The organism is Halomonas sp. DN3, assembly GCF_024137905.1.
Taxonomy (GTDB): Bacteria; Pseudomonadota; Gammaproteobacteria; order Pseudomonadales; family Halomonadaceae; genus Halomonas; species Halomonas litopenaei.
Genome location: NZ_CP099965.1, coordinates 725,749 through 742,816, shown reverse-complemented (window position 1 = coordinate 742,816; position 17,068 = coordinate 725,749). Strand labels below are relative to the sequence as shown.

At 65.7% G+C, this 17,068-nt stretch carries 13 protein-coding genes; 12 read left to right on the top strand and 1 reads right to left on the bottom strand.

Features of this window, described 5'->3' with window-relative positions; all coding sequences use genetic code 11:
* The first annotated feature begins 87 nt into the window (after positions 1 to 87).
* The 10 genes from dctP (at position 88) to NKF27_RS03335 (ending at position 13,566) form a co-directional block, all read left to right on the top strand.
* Positions 88 to 1,083, top strand: a complete 996-nt coding sequence (dctP, locus tag NKF27_RS03380) for a TRAP transporter substrate-binding protein DctP (RefSeq protein ID WP_108131311.1) — start codon at positions 88 to 90, stop codon at positions 1,081 to 1,083.
* A 67-nt stretch (positions 1,084 to 1,150) separates the two neighbouring features.
* The gene (locus NKF27_RS03375; RefSeq protein ID WP_222515635.1) at positions 1,151 to 1,708 is read left to right on the top strand and encodes a TRAP transporter small permease subunit; all 558 of its coding nucleotides are present in this window, start codon (positions 1,151 to 1,153) and stop codon (positions 1,706 to 1,708) included.
* A complete protein-coding gene (locus NKF27_RS03370) occupies positions 1,708 to 3,057 on the top strand; it encodes a TRAP transporter large permease (protein ID WP_124802791.1) in 1,350 nt (449 codons plus the stop codon). The genes NKF27_RS03375 and NKF27_RS03370 overlap by 1 nt, the downstream gene beginning before the upstream one ends.
* A gap of 76 nt (positions 3,058 to 3,133) precedes the next feature.
* Positions 3,134 to 4,489 (top strand): malonyl-CoA decarboxylase, encoded by a 1,356-nt coding sequence (locus tag NKF27_RS03365; RefSeq protein WP_213228125.1) that lies wholly within the window; start codon positions 3,134 to 3,136, stop codon positions 4,487 to 4,489.
* Positions 4,486 to 6,009, top strand: coding sequence for a malonyl-CoA synthase (locus NKF27_RS03360; protein ID WP_253555347.1), 1,524 nt, complete (start codon positions 4,486 to 4,488; stop codon positions 6,007 to 6,009). The genes NKF27_RS03365 and NKF27_RS03360 overlap by 4 nt, the downstream gene beginning before the upstream one ends.
* Positions 6,010 to 6,198: 189 nt before the next feature.
* On the top strand, positions 6,199 to 7,224 hold the full coding sequence (locus NKF27_RS03355; RefSeq protein WP_253555346.1) for an AraC family transcriptional regulator: 1,026 nt from the start codon (positions 6,199 to 6,201) through the stop codon (positions 7,222 to 7,224).
* Positions 7,225 to 7,305: 81 nt separating this feature from the next.
* Positions 7,306 to 9,120: an FAD-dependent oxidoreductase gene (locus NKF27_RS03350; RefSeq protein WP_253555344.1), complete on the top strand. Its 1,815-nt coding sequence runs from the start codon at positions 7,306 to 7,308 to the stop codon at positions 9,118 to 9,120.
* Positions 9,117 to 10,556: a coniferyl aldehyde dehydrogenase gene (locus tag NKF27_RS03345; protein ID WP_253555342.1), complete on the top strand. Its 1,440-nt coding sequence runs from the start codon at positions 9,117 to 9,119 to the stop codon at positions 10,554 to 10,556. Before NKF27_RS03350 ends, NKF27_RS03345 begins: the two co-directional genes overlap by 4 nt.
* A 74-nt stretch (positions 10,557 to 10,630) precedes the next feature.
* Complete coding sequence (locus NKF27_RS03340) at positions 10,631 to 12,595, top strand: acyl-CoA synthetase (RefSeq protein WP_253555341.1); 1,965 nt, start codon at positions 10,631 to 10,633, stop codon at positions 12,593 to 12,595.
* 95 nt (positions 12,596 to 12,690) lie between these two features.
* A complete protein-coding gene (locus NKF27_RS03335; RefSeq protein WP_253555340.1) occupies positions 12,691 to 13,566 on the top strand; it encodes an SDR family oxidoreductase in 876 nt (291 codons plus the stop codon).
* A 13-nt stretch (positions 13,567 to 13,579) separates the two neighbouring features.
* Here NKF27_RS03335 and NKF27_RS03330 read toward each other — a convergent pair whose 3' ends face one another.
* Positions 13,580 to 14,890 (bottom strand): DUF2252 domain-containing protein, encoded by a 1,311-nt coding sequence (locus NKF27_RS03330; RefSeq protein ID WP_253555339.1) that lies wholly within the window; start codon positions 14,888 to 14,890, stop codon positions 13,580 to 13,582.
* 113 nt (positions 14,891 to 15,003) lie between these two features.
* On the opposite strand from NKF27_RS03330, the gene NKF27_RS03325 reads away from it, so the two are divergent.
* A complete protein-coding gene (locus NKF27_RS03325) occupies positions 15,004 to 16,515 on the top strand; it encodes a DNA-3-methyladenine glycosylase 2 family protein (RefSeq protein WP_253555338.1) in 1,512 nt (503 codons plus the stop codon).
* Positions 16,499 to 17,032 carry a methylated-DNA--[protein]-cysteine S-methyltransferase gene (locus NKF27_RS03320; RefSeq protein ID WP_253555337.1) on the top strand — a complete coding sequence of 178 codons (534 nt, stop codon included), beginning with the start codon at positions 16,499 to 16,501 and terminating at the stop codon, positions 17,030 to 17,032. Before NKF27_RS03325 ends, NKF27_RS03320 begins: the two co-directional genes overlap by 17 nt.
* Positions 17,033 to 17,068: the final 36 nt, after the last annotated feature.

Here is a 17,068-nt window from a genome sequence, read left to right as displayed (position 1 = left end):
TATCCCACCACCACAACACTGATCATCACGCTCGCTACAACACCCACTACAACAATCAACACAACAACAACGCCTCGAGGAGTCACCATGAAACGCCAAGCTCTCACTCTCGCCGTCGCCGCCATCGCCACCGCCAGCGCGTCCATCGCCAGCGCCGAGACCACCCTGCGCGTGTCCCACCAGTTTCCCGGTGGCCAGGGCGACGTGCGCGACGAAATGGTCCAGTTGATGGCCAAGGAGGTCGAAGCCGCCGGCGTCGACCTGGCCCTGCAGGTCTATCCCGGCCAGTCGCTGTTCAAGGCCAAGGAGCAGTGGGGCGCGCTGGTACGCGGCCGCCTGGACATGACCTCGCTGCCGCTGGACTACGCCAGCGGCCGCCACCCCGAGTTCTCGGCCACCCTGATGCCGGGTCTGGTGCGCAATCACGAGCGTGCCCAGCGCCTCAACGACTCCGAGTTCATGGACATGATCAAGCAGGTGATCGAGGACGCCGGCGCCCGGGTACTGGCCGACGCCTGGCTGGCCGGCGGTTTCGCCTCCAACCAGCAGTGCATCACCTCGCCCGACACGGTGCAGGGCCAGACCATGCGCGCCGCCGGACCGGCCTTCGACGAGATGCTGGCCACCGCCGGCGCCTCCATCGCCTCGATGCCCTCGTCGGAGATCTACACCGCCATGCAGACCGGCGTGCTCGACGGCGCCAACACCTCGTCGGGTTCCTTCGTCTCCTATCGCATCTACGAGCAGGTCAGCTGCCTGACGGCGCCGGGCGAGAACGCCCTGTGGTTCATGTACGAGCCGATCCTGATCTCCGAACAGAGCTGGAACGGGCTCAACGAGGAGCAGCAGCAGGCACTGATCGACGCTGGCGAGAAGGCCGAGGCGTACTTCGCCGAGCAGGCCGCCCAGCTCGACCAGACCATGGTGGAAGTGTTCGAGGAAAACGGCGTCGAAGTGGTCCAGATGTCCCAGGAAGACTACGACGCCTGGCTCGAGGTAGCGAAAGAGAGCGCCTACAAGAGCTTTGCCGAGAACGTCGACAACGGCCAGGCACTGATCGACGCCGCCCTGGCGGTGGAATAGACCGAGGTGGGCGCGGCCGCTGGCCGCGCCTCGTCGTTCGTCGCTGTCGTGTCACCTCGGAGGCTCCATGTCACACACACCGTCCCACTCTCCCCCCCACGTCTCTGCACCCGCAGCCCCCGGTTCCCGGCGACATGCCTCCGGCCCGGTGGGCGCTTTCTGTCGGCTGATGGATCGGCTATCCATCGCTATGGCAGTGGTGGCCGGCGCCGCCCTCTTTGCAGGGGTGCTGGCCGTCTGCCACATGATCTTCGTGCGCTACCTGCTCGGTGAAAGCACCACCTGGCAGACCGAATTCGCGATCTTCTCGATCACCGGCGCGATGCTGCTGGGCGCCCCCTATGTGCTGCTGACCGGCGGCCAGGTGGCGGTCACGGTGCTGCCCGATGCGCTCAAGGGCGGCATCAAGTGCGCCATGAACCTGGTCGCCTCACTGTGCGGCCTGGCCTTCTGCATCGCCCTGGCCTACGGCTCCTGGCTCTACCTGCTGGAGGCCTACCACGGCGGCTGGACCACCGGCACGGTGTGGAATCCGCCGCTGTGGCCGGCGCTGGTGCCGCTGGCGCTGGGCTCGACCCTGCTGGCGCTGCAGTACCTGGCGGAAATTCTGGGAGGAGCACGCTGATGGATCCGGTTACCAGTGGCATCCTTATCGTTACCGCTCTGTTCGTGCTGATGGCCATCGGCACGCCCATCGCCTTCGCCCTCGGCGGCGTGTCCCTCGCCGCCCTGGTGATGGACCGGGGCGTCAGTGAGCTGACCTACTTCGGCGAGACCTTCTTCGGCAGCCTGGCGTCGTTCGGCTTCGTCGCGATTCCGATGTTCATCCTGATGGGCGCTGCCGTGGCTTCCTCCCCCACCGGCCGTGACCTCTACCGTTCGCTGGACCTGTGGCTCGGCAAGGTGCCGGGGGGACTGGCCATTTCCAATATCGGCGCCTGCTCGATCTTCGCCGCCCTGTCCGGCTCGTCGCCTGCCACCAGCGCCGCCATCGGCAAGCTGGGTATCCCCGAGATGCGCAAGCGCGGCTATCCCGACGGCGTGGCGGCTGGCTGCATCGCCGCCGGCGGCACCCTGGGCATCCTGATTCCGCCCTCGGTCACCATGATCGTCTATGGCATCTCCACCGAGACCTCGATCGGACGGCTGTTCATCGCCGGCGCCCTGCCCGGCATCATGCTGGCGCTGTTGTTCATGGCCTGGACGCTGATCGCGTGCAAGCTGGCCGGTGGCTATGACACCCCCAGCCCCGTCGCCGACGCCGCCCGCGAGCTCAAGGACACCGTCGCCAGGAACGTCGAGACCAACATGAAGGCGCTGGTGCGGGTGCTGCCCTTCCTGGTGGTGGTCAGCGGTATCCTGTTCGCCCTCTACGGCGGTGTCGCCACGCCCTCGGAGGCGGCCGGCGCCGGGGCCTTCCTGTGTCTGGCCCTGGCCATCGTGGTCTACCGCATGTGGCAGGTGAAACCGCTCACCACCATCATGCGCGACGCCCTGCGCGAGAGCGTGATGATCATGCTGATCATCGCCTGCGCCGAGATCTTCGCCTACGCCCTGTCGTCGCTGTTCATCACCCAGACGGTGGCCGAGGCGATCGCGGCACTGGAGGTCAATCGCTGGGTACTGATGGGGATCATCAACGTCTTCCTGCTGGTGGCCGGTTTCTTCCTGCCGCCGGTGGCGGTGATCGTGATGACCGCGCCGATCCTGCTGCCGATCATTCTGGCGGCCAACTTCGATCCCTACTGGTTCGCGGTGGTCCTGACCATCAACCTGGAGATCGGCCTGATCACCCCGCCGGTGGGCCTTAACCTGTTCATCATCAAGGGGATCGCGCCGGATATCGCGCTCAAGGACATCCTGCTCGGCAGCCTGCCCTATGCCCTGTGCATGGTGCTCGGCATCGTGCTGCTGTGCTTCTTCCCGGGCATCGCCACCTGGCTGCCGGACCTGATCATGGAGAGCGCCGGATGATCCCGACGCCGACGCGTGTGACCAGCGGGCCACCAGGCCCGCTCCCACCTGGCCCAGCCCCGAGGAGATGTCCCCGATGAACTTCAGCTTTCTGCAGGAACTGTTCTCCAGTATCACACAGCGTGACGCCTTGCTCAGACGCCGGGGCGATGGCCCGCCGCTGGAACATACCCAGGTGATCGACGCCTGTCGCAAGCTTCTGGAAAGCGATGGCGAGGCCTCCAGCATCGCCCTGGCCGGCCAGGCCCTGGACGGCTACAGCTGCCTCGATGAAGACGAGAAGACGCGCTTCTTCAAGTGCCTGACCGAGCAGTTCAGTGCCGATCCCGAGGCCGTCGACGGCGCCTACGAGTGCTACCGGGACAGTCGCGGCAATGTCGACCTGCAGCGACTGTTCGAGGCCTGCGAACCGCAGCGCCAGGAGCTGTTGCGCCGGCTCAACCTTACCGCCGGCGGCACCTATGAGCTGGTGCGCATGCGCGAGGATCTGCTGCCCCGGCTCAAGGCCTTCCCGGCGCTGGAGGCGCTCGATGCCGACTTCGCCCACCTGTTCGCGTCCTGGTTCAATCGTGGCTTTCTGGTGCTCAAGCGGATCGACTGGAACACCCCGGCGGCGGTACTGGAGAAGATCATCCGCTACGAGGCGGTGCACGAGATCTGCGACTGGAACGACCTGCGCAGGCGCCTCGACGCCCGGGACCGGCGCTGCTTCGCCTTCTTTCACCCGGCCATCGGCGACGAGCCGCTGATCTTCGTCGAGGTGGCCCTGACCAGGGGCATGCCCGAGCGCATCCAGCCGATCCTGGACGCCAACCACGAGGCCATCGAGGCCGAAGACGCCGACAGTGCGGCCTTCTTCGGCATCAGCAACTGCCAGGTCGGCCTGCGCGGCATCTCCTTCGGCAACTTCCTGATCAAGCAGGTGGTCAAGGAGCTGAAGTCGGAACTGCCGCGGCTGAAGAACTTCGTCACCCTGTCACCGGTACCCGGCTTTCGCGCCTGGCTGGACGCCGAGCGCCAGGACCAACGCGGTCGCCTCGACGACGACACCCGCGCCCTGCTGGCCGAGCTCGATCAGGACGACTGGCTCGAGGACCCAGAGCGCAGCAAGGCCCTGGGTGAGGTGATCAAGCCGCTGGCCGCTCACTACCTCACCAAGGAGCGCAACGCGCGCAATTTGCCGCTGAATACCGTCGCCCGCTTCCATCTCGGCAATGGCGCCGAACTGCACCGCATCAACTGGCTCGGTGATACCTCTCGCCGGGGGCTGTCACAGTTCGGCTCACTGATGGTCAACTATCTCTACGTGCTCGACGACATCGAAGGCAACCATGAGCGCTACACCACCGAAGGTAAGGTGGCCTGCTCGTCTCAGGTCAGGGACCAGCGTCGTCGCGCCCGCAAGCACTTGAAGGGAGATCCCGTCACATGAATCACAACCTCTTTGCCACCTTTGAAAAGCGCATGACCGAGCGTGGTGACGCGCCCTTCATCACCACCCGTGAAGGCCGTGACTACCGCTACAGCGATGCGCTGGAAGCGGTGTCCAGGCTCGCCGGGGCACTGGTCGCGCTCGGCGTGGGGCCCGGTGACCGGGTCGCCGTCCAGGTCGACAAGAGCCCCGAGGCGATCCTTGTGTACCTGGCGAGCCTCAAGGTCGGCGGGGTCTACCTGCCACTCAATACCGGCTACACCAGCGAGGAGATTCGCTACTTCCTCGGTGACGCCGAACCCGCCCTGTTCGTCTGTCGCCCGGATTCACTCACGGCCGCCCGCGAGGTCGCTGCCTCCTGCGGTGGTGCCCGAGTCGAATCCCTGGGCACCGCCGCCGACGGTAGCCTGATGGAGGCTGCCGAGGCGGCTACGCCGGTCAACGAGATGCTCGAGCGCGGGCCGGATGACCTGGCCGCGATCCTCTACACCTCCGGCACCACCGGCCGCTCCAAGGGCGCCATGCTGAGCCATCGCAATCTTGGCTCCAACGCCGAGTCGCTGGTCGAGGCCTGGCGCTTCAACGAGCACGACCGGCTGATCCATGCCCTGCCGATCTTCCATACCCATGGGCTGTTCGTGGCCTGCAACGTGATCCTGATGGCCGGCGCCAGCATGCGCTTCCTGGCGAAGTTCGACCCGGACGTGATCTTCGAGGAAATGGCCGAAGGCACCACCATGATGGGGGTGCCGACCTTCTACACCCGGCTGCTCAAGGATCCCCGCCTGACCCGCGAGGCCACCGCCCGCATGCGCCTGTTCACCTCGGGGTCGGCGCCGCTGACGGCGGAGACCCACGAGGCCTTCGAGGCCGCCACCGGCCACGCCATCCTCGAGCGCTACGGCATGACCGAAACCAACATGAACACCTCCAACCCCTACGACGGTGATCGCATCGCCGGCACCGTGGGCATGCCGCTGCCCGGCGTCGAGGTACGCATCACCGACCGTGAGGGGGGTGACCATACGCCGCTGCCCCAGGGCGAGATCGGCATGCTCGAGGTGCGCGGCCCCAACGTGTTCCAGGGCTACTGGCGGATGCCCGAGAAGACCGCCGAGGAATTGCTGGAAGACGGCTTCTTCATCACCGGCGACCTGGCCCAGATCGATGAGCGGGGCTATGTGCAGATCGTCGGACGCGACAAGGACCTGGTGATCTCCGGCGGCTACAACGTCTACCCCAAGGAGGTCGAAGGGCATATCGACGAGATGGACGGCGTCGCCGAATCCGCGGTCATCGGCCTGCCCCACCCTGACCTGGGCGAAGGGGTGACCGCGGTGGTGGTGCCCGCCGAAGGCGCCTCGCCCCAGGAGGCCGACGTCATCGCCGCGCTGAGCGACAAGCTGGCCCGCTACAAGCAGCCCAAGCGGGTATTCTTCGTCGACAGCCTGCCGCGCAATACCATGGGCAAGGTGCAGAAGAATCAGCTGCGCGATCGCTTCAAGGACACCTATCGCTGAGTCCGGGACGCCTTTTCGGCGCAGCTCGACACTCGCTCCATCATCGGCGGCGCCCTGCGGGGCGCCGCCGGCGTATTCCAGCACCTCCCGCTTCGGCATATTAGAGGCCTGGCATCTATACCTTTTGACCAAGCGCGGCTCCGCGCACAGAGCGATATACTGATCACACCCTGTCCCGGAGATACCCCCATGCAGCCCATGGTGCGTGCCGCGGCCCTGACCGGCTACCGTACCCTGCTCGACGAGCAGGGTATCGATGCCGACCAGGCGCTGGCACGACTGTCGTTGCCGCCGGACTACCTCGACCGGCCGGACCGCCTGATTCCGGTGGCCACCAAGATCGACCTGCTCGAACTGGGTGCCCAGATGAGCGGCTGTCGCCACTTCGGCCTGCTGCTGGGGCGCTACCAGAATATCTCGATGCTGGGCATGGTGGGCCTGCTGATCCAGCAGTGCGCCACCCTGCGCGAGGCGATGGTCACCGTGGCCGAGGAAATCGGCCGCCACGTGCAAGGACTCGATGTGCGTCTCGAGGAGCGCGATGACCAGGCCTACTACCACTTCACCTATCGTGTGCCCGGGCGCAGTGCCCCATCACGCCAGCACAACGACAATACCTTGATGGGCGCCTACAACATCCTCACCTTCCTCTACGGCGAGCCGATCAAGCTGCGCGCGGTCTACCTGTGCGGCGAGGAGCCACGAGACCTCGAACCCTACACCCAGCAACTACACTCGGCGCTGCGCTTCAATCATCCCGAGAACACCCTGGTGTTCGACCGCAGCTGTCTCGACCACGCCATCGCCGGAGGCAGTCCGGCCCTGCGGCACCTGATCAACTCCTTGATGCACCGTCATCGCTGGGACGACATCGAAAGCAAGGTGGAGTGGATCATCACCAACCTGCTGCCGCTCGATCAGGTCAGCCTGGAGGCCGTGGCCCAGGCCCTGGACGTACCACCACGTACCCTCCAGGACCGACTGCTCAAGCGCGGCCTGAGCTTCCAGCAGTTGCTCGATCGCGTGCGCATGCGCAGCGCCCGGGTCTACATGCTCGACACCCAACTGAGCCTGACCGAGATCGCCGACCTGCTTGGCTACAGCCAATTGAGCGCCCTGACCCGCAGCTTCAAACGAATCATGGGCGAGAGTCCCGCCCAATGGCGACGAAAGCATAAGACCGAAACGCTCGATATTGCGCGATCTGTCAAATAGCGCGCGCCTTCGGTCAATCCGACCGGCCCTGCCTTCACTATGCTCGGTGTAGACAACAACGACAGCGTGAGGGGCCAGTCCATGACGTCCAGCCAAGACGACCGTTTCGACTATGACCAGATCATCATCGGCACCGGCTTCGGTGGCTCGGTGAGCGCGCTGAGGCTCTCGGAAAAGGGCCATCGCGTGCTGATGCTGGAGAAGGGCCGGCGCTGGAAGGACGAGGAATTTTCGGACAACTCCTGGAACCTGAAAAAATTCCTGTGGGCCCCCAGGCTCGGTCTGACCGGTAATCTGCAGATCAGCCTGACCCGCAAGATCACCGCCCTGCACGGCGTCGGCGTCGGCGGCGGCTCGCTGGTCTACGCCAATGTGCACCTGATTCCCAAGGACGAGGTCTTTACCGCCGAGTCCTGGACCCGGGTCCATGGCGACTGGAAGCAACGCCTGGCGCCCTTCTACGGCCTGGCCCAGCGCATGCTCGGTGTCACCCGTAGCCACTACGAGAACGCCGCCGACGAAGCGCTGCAGGAAACCGCAAGGCGCATGGGCCGCGAACACACCTACCAGACGGTCAATACCGGGGTGCTGTTTCCCGAGGACCCCGACGACGCCAGCGGCGCCGAGCGAGGCGACCCCTACTTCGACGGCGACGGCCCCGAGCGCAACAGCTGTCAATACTGTGGCGGCTGCACCATGGGCTGTCGCCACAACGCCAAGAATACTCTGGTCAAGAACTACCTGTGGTTTGCCGAACGCAACGGCGTGGAAATACGCGCCGAGAGTGAGGTCACGCGCATCGAGGCGCTGCCCGATGCCAAGGGACAGCGCGACGGCAGCGCCGGCTACGAGATCACGGTGCAGTCCTCCACCGCCTGGTTCGCCAAGAAGCCCTACCGGCTGCGCTGCCGGGGCCTGGTGCTGTCCGCCGGCGTATTCGGCACCATCCCGCTGCTGCTCAAGGCCAGGGACCAGGACCAGACCCTGCCCCGGCTGTCATCGCGCCTGGGGCGAGAGGTCCGCACCAACTCCGAGACGCTGATCGTCAACACCGCCAGGTTCACCGACGTCAGCGGCCAGCCCCAGGAAATCTGCCACGGCCCGACCATCACCTCGATGTTCGATCCCGACGACGAGACCCGTATCGAGATCAACCGCTTCCCCCGCTACGGCGACGCCACCTTCGCGCTACAGAGCGCCGTGCCGCTGACCGATACCCATGGTCAGGTGCCGCGCTCGGTCAGCATGCTGATCAATATCCTGCGCCAGCCGCTGACCACGTTGCGAATGCTCAACCCGGTGGGCAAGTCGAAACACTCGATCATCTTTCTGGTGATGCAGACCAGGGACACCTACGTCCACCTGAAGAGCCAGCGCCCCTGGTACACCATGTTCAAGCCCGGCTGGTCGGTATACCAGGACAAGGATGACCGGGCGCTGTCGAACTACTTCCCCATCGCCCACGAGGCGGCGCGTCACTTCGTCGAGGCCGCCGGTGGCGGCGAGGCCGGCAACGTGGCCACCGAAGTGCTCTCCGGCGCCCCCAGCACCGCCCACCTGATGGGCGGCGTCGCCATCGGCACCAGCGCCGAGGATGGCGTCGTCGATGATCGCGGTCGCGCCTTCGGCTACCACAATCTGAGGGTCATCGATGGCTCGCTGATTCCCGGCAACCTGGGGGTGAACCCTTCGCTGACCATCCTCGCCCTGGCGGAGTACGCCTGGGCAGAGGAGCCTGTGTTCGATGAAGGACGGGCCGCCGAGGTGTCGCGCGTCCACTTTTCCAAGCCCCTGCCGGGCTCCTGCTCGGCGCTGGACGGCCACGGCGACCTGCATGGCCTGATTGCCAGCGACGCCGCCACAACGACCACCGCGACCTCTGGAGTCGACGCATGAATGCCCCCCTGATGTCACCCGATCCCCGCACCCTCGATCAGCTTGAGCAGTCCTTCCACCAGCAGCGAAGCGCCTATCTGGCGGCGCCGGTGCCAAGCTACCGGGAGCGCATCGGCCACCTCAAGGCCCTGGCCAACATGCTCAAGGACCACCAGGAGGCGTTCGTCCAGGCGATCAGCGACGACTTCGGCAATCGCTCCCGCGAGGAGACCCTGTTCTGCGAGTTCGTGGTGGTGCTCGGCGATATCAAGGACGCCATCAAGCACCTGAAGTCGTGGATGAAGCCCCAGCGCCGGCGGGTCGACCACAGCCTCTACTTCGGTGCACGCAACAGCGTTATCCCGCAACCGCTGGGCGTCGTCGGTGTACTGGTGCCCTGGAACTTTCCGCTGAACCTGAGCCTCGCCCCCTTGATCGGCATCTTCGCCGCCGGCAACCGGGCGCTGGTCAAGATGTCGGATCGTTCTCCCCGACTGGCCCAACTGCTGATCGACCTCAGCCCCGACTACTTCCCCGAGGAAAAGCTCAAGTTCTTCGCCGACGACGGCGAGCTGGGGCCTCACTTCACCCGCCTGCCCTTCGACCATCTGGTGTTCACCGGGTCCACCGCCACCGGGCGCAAGGTCATGGCCAACGCCGCCGACAACCTGACCCCGGTCACCCTGGAACTGGGCGGCAAGGCGCCGGCGATCATCGCCCCGGACTTCTCCCTGGCCGAGGCCGCTCGGCGAATCCTGTTCGTCAAGCTGCTCAACGCCGGCCAGATCTGTACCACGGTGGACTACCTGTTTCTCCCGGAAGGTAGCGTGGATGCCCTGGTCGACGCCGCCAAGGGCATCGTCGGACACCGCTATCCGGATCTCGCCAGTCCCGACTACACCTCGATCATCGACGACGCCTCCTTCGCCCGGCTCGAGGCGACCCTGGAGGACGCCAGGGCCAAGGGCGCGCGGGTGATTCCCCTGTCGCAACAGCAAAGCGACCCTGAGACCCGCAAGTTTGCCCCTCACCTGGTGCTGGACGTGACCGATGACATGGAGATCATGCAGCGCGAAATCTTCGGTCCGCTGCTGCCGGTCAAGACCTACCGCCAGCCGGAAGAAGTCATCGACTACATCAACGCACGTCCTCGGCCACTGGCGCTGTATCCGTTCTCCCAGGACAGGGCGCTGGTGGACCTTTACATCGAGCGTATCCAGTCGGGCGGCGTCTCGGTCAACCATGCACTGTTGCACGTGGGCCAGCATGACCTGCCGTTCGGTGGCGTGGGTGATAGCGGCATGGGTCACTACCACGGCCGCGACGGCTTCATCACCTTCTCCAAGATGCGCCCGGTCTACCGTCAGGGCCCTGTCGACAGCATGAAACTGTTGATACCGCCCTACACCAGCACCACCCACAAGGTGCTCAAACTGATGCAGTGGCTGGTCCGCTAGCACGTTCAACAACAACACTTACGATTGCTGCTGTCGCGCCTGGTCCTGACGCCGCGACGCCTCGAGAAACCAAGATGACCATCGACACCGCTTCCGCCGCAGCCTCGCCCCTGCCCTCCTACCTCGAGCGAATTAGTCGTTTTCCGGCGATTCGCGATCGCGCCGACATCGAGGTCATCGAGGCGACCCCCTGGGCCTCGCTGGAGCTGCCCGACAGCACCCTCGAGCTGATTCAGATCAGCGCCAGGCGCCGACCCGACGCCACCGCGCTGCGCTTCGTGATAGACGCCACGACCCAGCAGCAGGGGCAGCGCTACACCTACGCCGAGTTTCTTGCCCGTGTGGTGCAGGCGGCCAATGCCTTTCACCGCCTCGGCGTGGACTCAGACGACGTGGTGTCCTTTCTGCTGCCGAGCCTGCCCCAGACCCACTTCACCCTGTGGGGCGGCGAAGCGGCCGGCGTGGTCAACCCGATCAACCCGATGCTGGAGCCCGAGCATATCGCCGGCATCATGAACGCCGCCGGCACCCGAGTGCTGGTGGCGCTGGCGCCCTTTCCGGGCAGCGACATCTGGGACAAGGTGGAAGCCATCAAGGACCGGGTACCGAGCCTCGAAAAGGTGCTGTACGTCGATGCCGCGCGCTTTCTCGGCGATGACGAAGCCCGCGCACTGCGCGAACGTCTGCCGCTGCCCGACGCCGCCGACTGGTGCGAGGACTTCGACCGTTGCCTCGATCGGGCCCCCGCCGATCGGCTCATCAATGAACGTAGGATTCGCCCCGAGGAGCGCGCCTCGCTCTTCCACACCGGCGGTACCACCGGGTTGCCCAAGCTGGCACCCCACAGCCACGCCAACGAGGTGGCCAACGCGGCGATGATGCAGATGCTGTTTCGCCACCGAGAGGACGCGGTGATCCTCTGTGGCCTGCCGCTGTTTCACGTCAACGCCGTACTGATCACCGGCCTGGTGCCGCTGATGATCGGCGCCGAGATACTGCTGGCCACCCCGGGCGGCTTCCGCAGCCCCGGCCTGGTCGACAACTTCTGGTCGCTGGTGGAGCGCCACCGGGTCAGCTTCTTCAGTGCGGTGCCGGCGATCTTCTCTCGCCTGCTCGAGGTGCCCTTCGGTGACGCCGAGGTATCGAGCCTCGAAAGTGCATTGAGCGGCGGCGCCCCCCTGCCCCGGGCGGTCCACGGCCACTTCGAGGAACTGACCGGCATCTCGCTGATCGAGGGCTTCGGCATGACCGAAGGCACCTGCGGCAGCATGGCCAACCCGCTCGCAGGCGAGCGTCGCACGGGATCGGTGGGCCTGGCGCTGCCCTATACCGGTGCTCGGGTGGTCGCCCTCGACGACCAGGGCCGCTACCTGCACGACTGTGCAGTCAACGAGATCGGGACGCTGTTGATCCGCGGCCCCAACGTCTTCGACGGTTACTCCAGGCCCGAACAGAACCGCGACATCTGGGTCGAGGATGGCTGGTTCAACACCGGCGACCTGGCCCGCCAGGATGCCGATGGCTATTTGTGGATCACCGGGCGCGCCAAGGATCTGATCATCCGCGGGGGGCACAACATCGATCCACAGATGATCGAAGACGCGCTCTACCGCCACCCCGCGGTGCAGATGGCCGCCGCCGTGGGCAAGCCCTGCGACCGGGTCGGCGAACTGCCGGTGGCCTACGTCAGCCTGCAGCCCAATCGCCAGGTCAACGAAGACGACCTGCTCAGCCACTGTCAGGCCCACCTGGCCGAGAAGGCCGCCATCCCCAAGAACATCTGGATCCTCGACAGCATTCCGCTGACGGCGGTGGGCAAGGTGTTCAAGCCGGCCCTGCGACAGGACGCGGTCACCCGGGTCTATGGCGAGATCGCCAACGCCGAACTGGGGCCCGGGGTGGCACTCATCACGGCATGCCAGGATGCGACCCTCGGCCTGGTGGCGGAGATCAGGGTGCCGGGCGATGTCGATCTCTCCTCTCTCAAGGCCCGCCTCGAGGCCTTCCCGATTCCCTGTCGCTGGCGACAGGCATCCTGATCACCGAGAGCGTTTGGCACACCGTCGACCACCACCATCCACAAGAGGCCACGCTTGTCAGACTGCCATGACAGGCTGGCGGCTGGAGAGCCACCATGTTCGAACATCGTCACTTCGTCATCACCGGAGGTTCCTCGGGTCTGGGCCTGGCGCTGGCACAGCGGCTGGTACGCGAGGGCGCGCGGGTCACCCTGGTGGCCCGCAACGAACAGCGCCTGCTTGCCGCGCTCGAGACGCTGCGAGGCGAGTCGCCGGCGGCGGTGGTCGACTGTCGGGTGGCGGACGTCACCGATGAAACCGCGACGCAGGAGGCCATGGCCGCCATCGCCGCCGAAAGCGGCGCCATCGACGGTCTGATCAACTGCGCCGGGGTAATGCGCGAGGGTTACTTCGAGACACTGACCCAGCGGGACTTTCGCGAGGTCATGGAGGTCAACTACTTCGGCCCGCTCAACGCCACTCGGGCGGCGCTGCCGTTCCTGGCGGCCCAGGGCGGGCGCCAGCACGGACACAAGGGCAATGCCCCCGCGGCTTGGCTGATCAATATCGCTTCGGTAGCGGGCTTGACCGGGGTCTTTGGCTACACCCCCTACTGCGCCAGCAAGCACGCTCTGGTGGGGCTGACCGAGTCGCTTTACTACGAGCTCGCGCCCCAGGGCATCCGGGTTCAGCTGGTGTGCCCCGGCGAGTTCGACTCGCCCATGGTCGACACCCTCGAGCAGGACCGGACGCCGGAAAATCGCGCCCAGACCCTGTCCATCCCCAAGGCCAGCCTGGACGCCATCGCCGACGATACCCTAAGGGGACTGCACAAGGGTGACTACCTGATCGTGCCGACCCGCCAGGCACGCCTGGCCACCCTTGGCATGCGCCTGGTGCCGGGTCTGTCACGTAAGCTGATGACGCGGACCCTGGCGCGGGTCTATCGAGGCCCCACCCGCGAGCCGCTGGAGCCGGGCGGGCAGACCTGAGCCAGGCCAGGCATCACTGCCGATCCTTGCGTGACTGCACAAAGGTCTGATGGTCCTGGGCCACACAACGCGCATAGCTGTGCGCCAGGGTGGTCACCATCTCGACCACCTGATCGAGGTGACCGTCGACCCGCCGGCCCACCGCCCGGGCAAAACGACCCGGATCGTCCGGCGTCAGCGCAGCGGCGCCGCGAAGGTGCTCGCGGGCGAGGATGCCACCCCACTGCTTTACCAGCTGGCGATAGTCCTTGCCGCCCTTCAGCTTGTGGGTAGGAAAGTCTTCCTTGTAGGGCGAGCGTTCGCGCACCGAGAACACCTTGTCGCCCAGATGCAGCCAGCCCAGGTAGATATCCGGGTGTTCGGCGATGGCGTGGAAAGCGGCGGCATGGCGAATGCCCTCATGCGGAAAGGTCGCCTTCCAGGCGCGCTTGCCGGCCTCGCTCATCAGCACCAGTCCGGCCGGCCCAGGCTGCTCCTTGACGTCGAGAATGACATCGTCGTGCTCGTGGTCCTTGCCACCCTCGATCAGCACGTAGAAACGGTCCAGTCCCAGTGAACCGGTGCCCGCATCCAGACGCCGCGCGGTGTCCTTGATGCGAAAGTGCTCGTCCTCGGACTCGCTGCGCTCGCCTTTCAAGGTATCGCGATACTCCTCGTTGATGGCCTTGCGCAACTGGCTATCCAGGTGGGCGGGCAGATTGGACAGCTTGCCCTCACGCTCGAGCCGGCGGCCGTCATCGTCGAGACGGGTCCATTTGTCGAGCATCTTGGCCCGACTCTTCTTGCGCTCGACCTTTTGCATGAACGGCTTGAGCGGCCCCTTGGCGCTCTCCACATTGACGTACCCTGGGGTCTCGCCTCGGCGATGGTCGGCAAGCTCCCGATGGTAGGCCAGCACCAGGTGCTTGAGACCACGGCGCAGCGCCTTGGGCGAAAGACCCTGATTGTCGTGGGCGTCCAGCACCAGACTGATGGCCAGGCGCCAGAGATCATACTGATAGTCACCGATCAGCGAGTCGTCGAAATCGTCCATGCCGTAGCGCACGTGGTCATCGTGGTGGCCATAGGCGCCGAAGTTGAAGGCGTGGGCGTCACCCTGCAACCAGGTCTGGGTGTCGACCTGACCGCCGTAGAGCGAAAAGCGCCAGTCATGCCAGACATCGGCCCAGTACAGATGATTGGTGCCTCGAAAGAAGGCGTAGGGCGAGGCCGCGATCTTGTCGAACTTGGCCTGCCGGTCGTCTTCCCTGAGACCGATATTGGCTGCCTCGATGGCGTCAAGCACCTGACGCGGACGATTGTGGCGAGTCAAGGGTAGCGACATGCGGTTCTCCTGTGCGGGGGGGACAACGATCTTCCAGTGAGTGCCGATTTCCGCCATTGTGGGGACAAGGACGCGATAGACTTGTCCTCAAGCATACCGTCTGGGAGAGGGACATGCCTGCGCCGTCCACCAACCTGAACGCCACCCGCCAGCCAGGCGCCCCGGGCCACGCATCAGGCGCCCGCGCATCCCACCCCATGACGCTTGACCTCGCGACGCTGCGACGTGCCCGGCTCAGCCGGGACCCACGCTTCGACGGTCGCTTCTTCGTGGCGGTGCTGACCACCGGTATCTTCTGTCGGCCCATCTGTCCGGCGCGACTGCCGCGGGAAGACAACGTGCGCTACTACGAAAGTGCGCTGGGCGCGCTCCAGGCGGGTTACCGACCGTGTCTGCGCTGTCGTCCCGACAGCGCCCCGGGCTCGCCTGCCTGGCAAGGTAGTGACACCACCCTCAAGCGAGCGCTTGCGCTGATCGACCAGGGCGCGCTGGATGGTGACTCGGTCGAGGCCCTGGCCGCACGGCTCGGTATCGGAGCTCGCCATCTACGAGGGCTGCTTCAGCGCCACCTGGGCATTTCGCCATCGGGCTATGCGCAGCATCGTCGCTGTCTGTTCGCCAAACAGTTGCTGCATGAATCGAGCCTGACCATCGGCGAGGTCGCGCTGGCCAGCGGCTTCGGCAGCGTACGACGCTTCAACGAGGTGTTCCGCGAGCGCATCGGACTCAGCCCCCGTGATATCCGCCGGCGCGTGTCGAGCACCAGCACGCGCAAGGACACAGGGCAGGGGCTCGGCCAGTGCCTGAGCCTGACCCTCGGCTATCGTCCCCCTTACGCCTTCGCCACGCTGCGCGACTTCTTCGCCCGCCGAGCGATCCGCGGTCTCGAGTGGGTCGGCGACGATCACTACGGCCGACGTTTCCGCTGGCGTAGCGCCCGTGGGCACTTCACCGCCTTCCATCAGCCCGAACGCCATGGCTTTCGTGTCGAACTGGTCATCGACGATCTGAATCAGGTGACCGGCGTCATCGCCAATATTCGGCGCATGCTCGACCTGGACGCTACCCCCTCATTGATCGACGCGACCCTGCGCGACGCGGCTCCCGTTCTGCCGCTGGTGGAAGGCCTGCGCCTGCCTGGGCTATGGTCACCCTTCGAGGCTGCCGTTCGCGCCGTACTCGGCCAGCAGGTCAGCCTCGTCCAGGCGCGCGCCCTGACCCATACGCTGGTCGATGCCCTCGGCGAGAGGACCCCGGACGGTGGCTGCCACTTTCCGAGCGCGGCGTCGCTGGCAGGCTCGCCGCTTGCCTTTCTCGGCATGCCCGACAGCCGACGCCAGACGCTTCGACGCCTGGCCGAGGCGGTGGCAGGTGACGAGCGCAAGCCTCCGCACTGGGAGGACATTCTCGGCATCGGCCCCTGGACCGCCGGCTACGCCCGTCTAAGGGGCGAAAGCGACCCCGATGTCTGGCTCGCCGGTGACGCCGTGATTCGACGCGTCCTGTCCCCCCCTTCATTGGCTGGGGGCGACAGCGACATCGGCATCGACATTGACAAGGCCCGCCCCTGGCGCAGCTATCTGCTGCTGCAACTCTGGAGTCATGACCATGACAACGACCCTTGATCCCATCGCCTGTCTCGACGCCTTCGCTGGACTCGAGGTCTACCATCCGCCCGAGATCGACGCTCTGGGAGCCATCGTCATCGCCGCTACCGCTGGCGGCGTCGCCCGACTCGACTTTATCGACGTCGGCCGGGCCGAGACCATCACGACTCGCCCCTCGGAGCACACTCGCGCCTGCCGCGAACAACTTGATGACTACTTTCAGGGGCGACGCCAGAGCTTCTCGCTGCCGCTGGATCCCCTGGGCACCGACTTCCAGCGTCAGGTGTGGAAGGCGCTGTCGGAGATCCCCTTCGGCGAGACCCGAAGCTACGCCCAGATCGCCGAAGGACTCGGCCGCAAGGGAGCCCACCGGGCGGTGGGCGCGGCCAACGGACGCAATCCAATCGCCATCGTGGTGCCCTGCCACCGGGTCATCGGCAGTGATGGCAGCCTTACGGGTTATGCAGGTGGCATGGGGCGCAAGCAATGGCTGCTGGCCTTCGAGGCCCAGGAAGTGCCGCTGGAGCTGTGCTGACCAGTTCCTGACCGCCTGACCGCCTGACCGCCTGGC

Excerpts from the sequence above, each read along its gene's own strand:
- dctP (WP_108131311.1), top strand. The coding sequence starts at position 88 with ATGAAACGCCAAGCTCTCACTCTCGCCGTCGCCGCCATCGCCACCGCC.
- NKF27_RS03330 (WP_253555339.1), bottom strand. The coding sequence starts at position 14,890 with ATGTCGCTACCCTTGACTCGCCACAATCGTCCGCGTCAGGTGCTTGAC.
- NKF27_RS03335 (WP_253555340.1), top strand. The coding sequence starts at position 12,691 with ATGTTCGAACATCGTCACTTCGTCATCACCGGAGGTTCCTCGGGTCTG.
- NKF27_RS03360 (WP_253555347.1), top strand. The coding sequence starts at position 4,486 with ATGAATCACAACCTCTTTGCCACCTTTGAAAAGCGCATGACCGAGCGT.
- NKF27_RS03350 (WP_253555344.1), top strand. The coding sequence starts at position 7,306 with ATGACGTCCAGCCAAGACGACCGTTTCGACTATGACCAGATCATCATC.
- NKF27_RS03370 (WP_124802791.1), top strand. The coding sequence starts at position 1,708 with ATGGATCCGGTTACCAGTGGCATCCTTATCGTTACCGCTCTGTTCGTG.
- NKF27_RS03375 (WP_222515635.1), top strand. The coding sequence starts at position 1,151 with ATGTCACACACACCGTCCCACTCTCCCCCCCACGTCTCTGCACCCGCA.
- NKF27_RS03320 (WP_253555337.1), top strand. The coding sequence starts at position 16,499 with ATGACAACGACCCTTGATCCCATCGCCTGTCTCGACGCCTTCGCTGGA.
- NKF27_RS03340 (WP_253555341.1), top strand. The coding sequence starts at position 10,631 with ATGACCATCGACACCGCTTCCGCCGCAGCCTCGCCCCTGCCCTCCTAC.
- NKF27_RS03345 (WP_253555342.1), top strand. The coding sequence starts at position 9,117 with ATGAATGCCCCCCTGATGTCACCCGATCCCCGCACCCTCGATCAGCTT.
- NKF27_RS03365 (WP_213228125.1), top strand. The coding sequence starts at position 3,134 with ATGAACTTCAGCTTTCTGCAGGAACTGTTCTCCAGTATCACACAGCGT.
- NKF27_RS03355 (WP_253555346.1), top strand. The coding sequence starts at position 6,199 with ATGCAGCCCATGGTGCGTGCCGCGGCCCTGACCGGCTACCGTACCCTG.
- NKF27_RS03325 (WP_253555338.1), top strand. The coding sequence starts at position 15,004 with ATGCCTGCGCCGTCCACCAACCTGAACGCCACCCGCCAGCCAGGCGCC.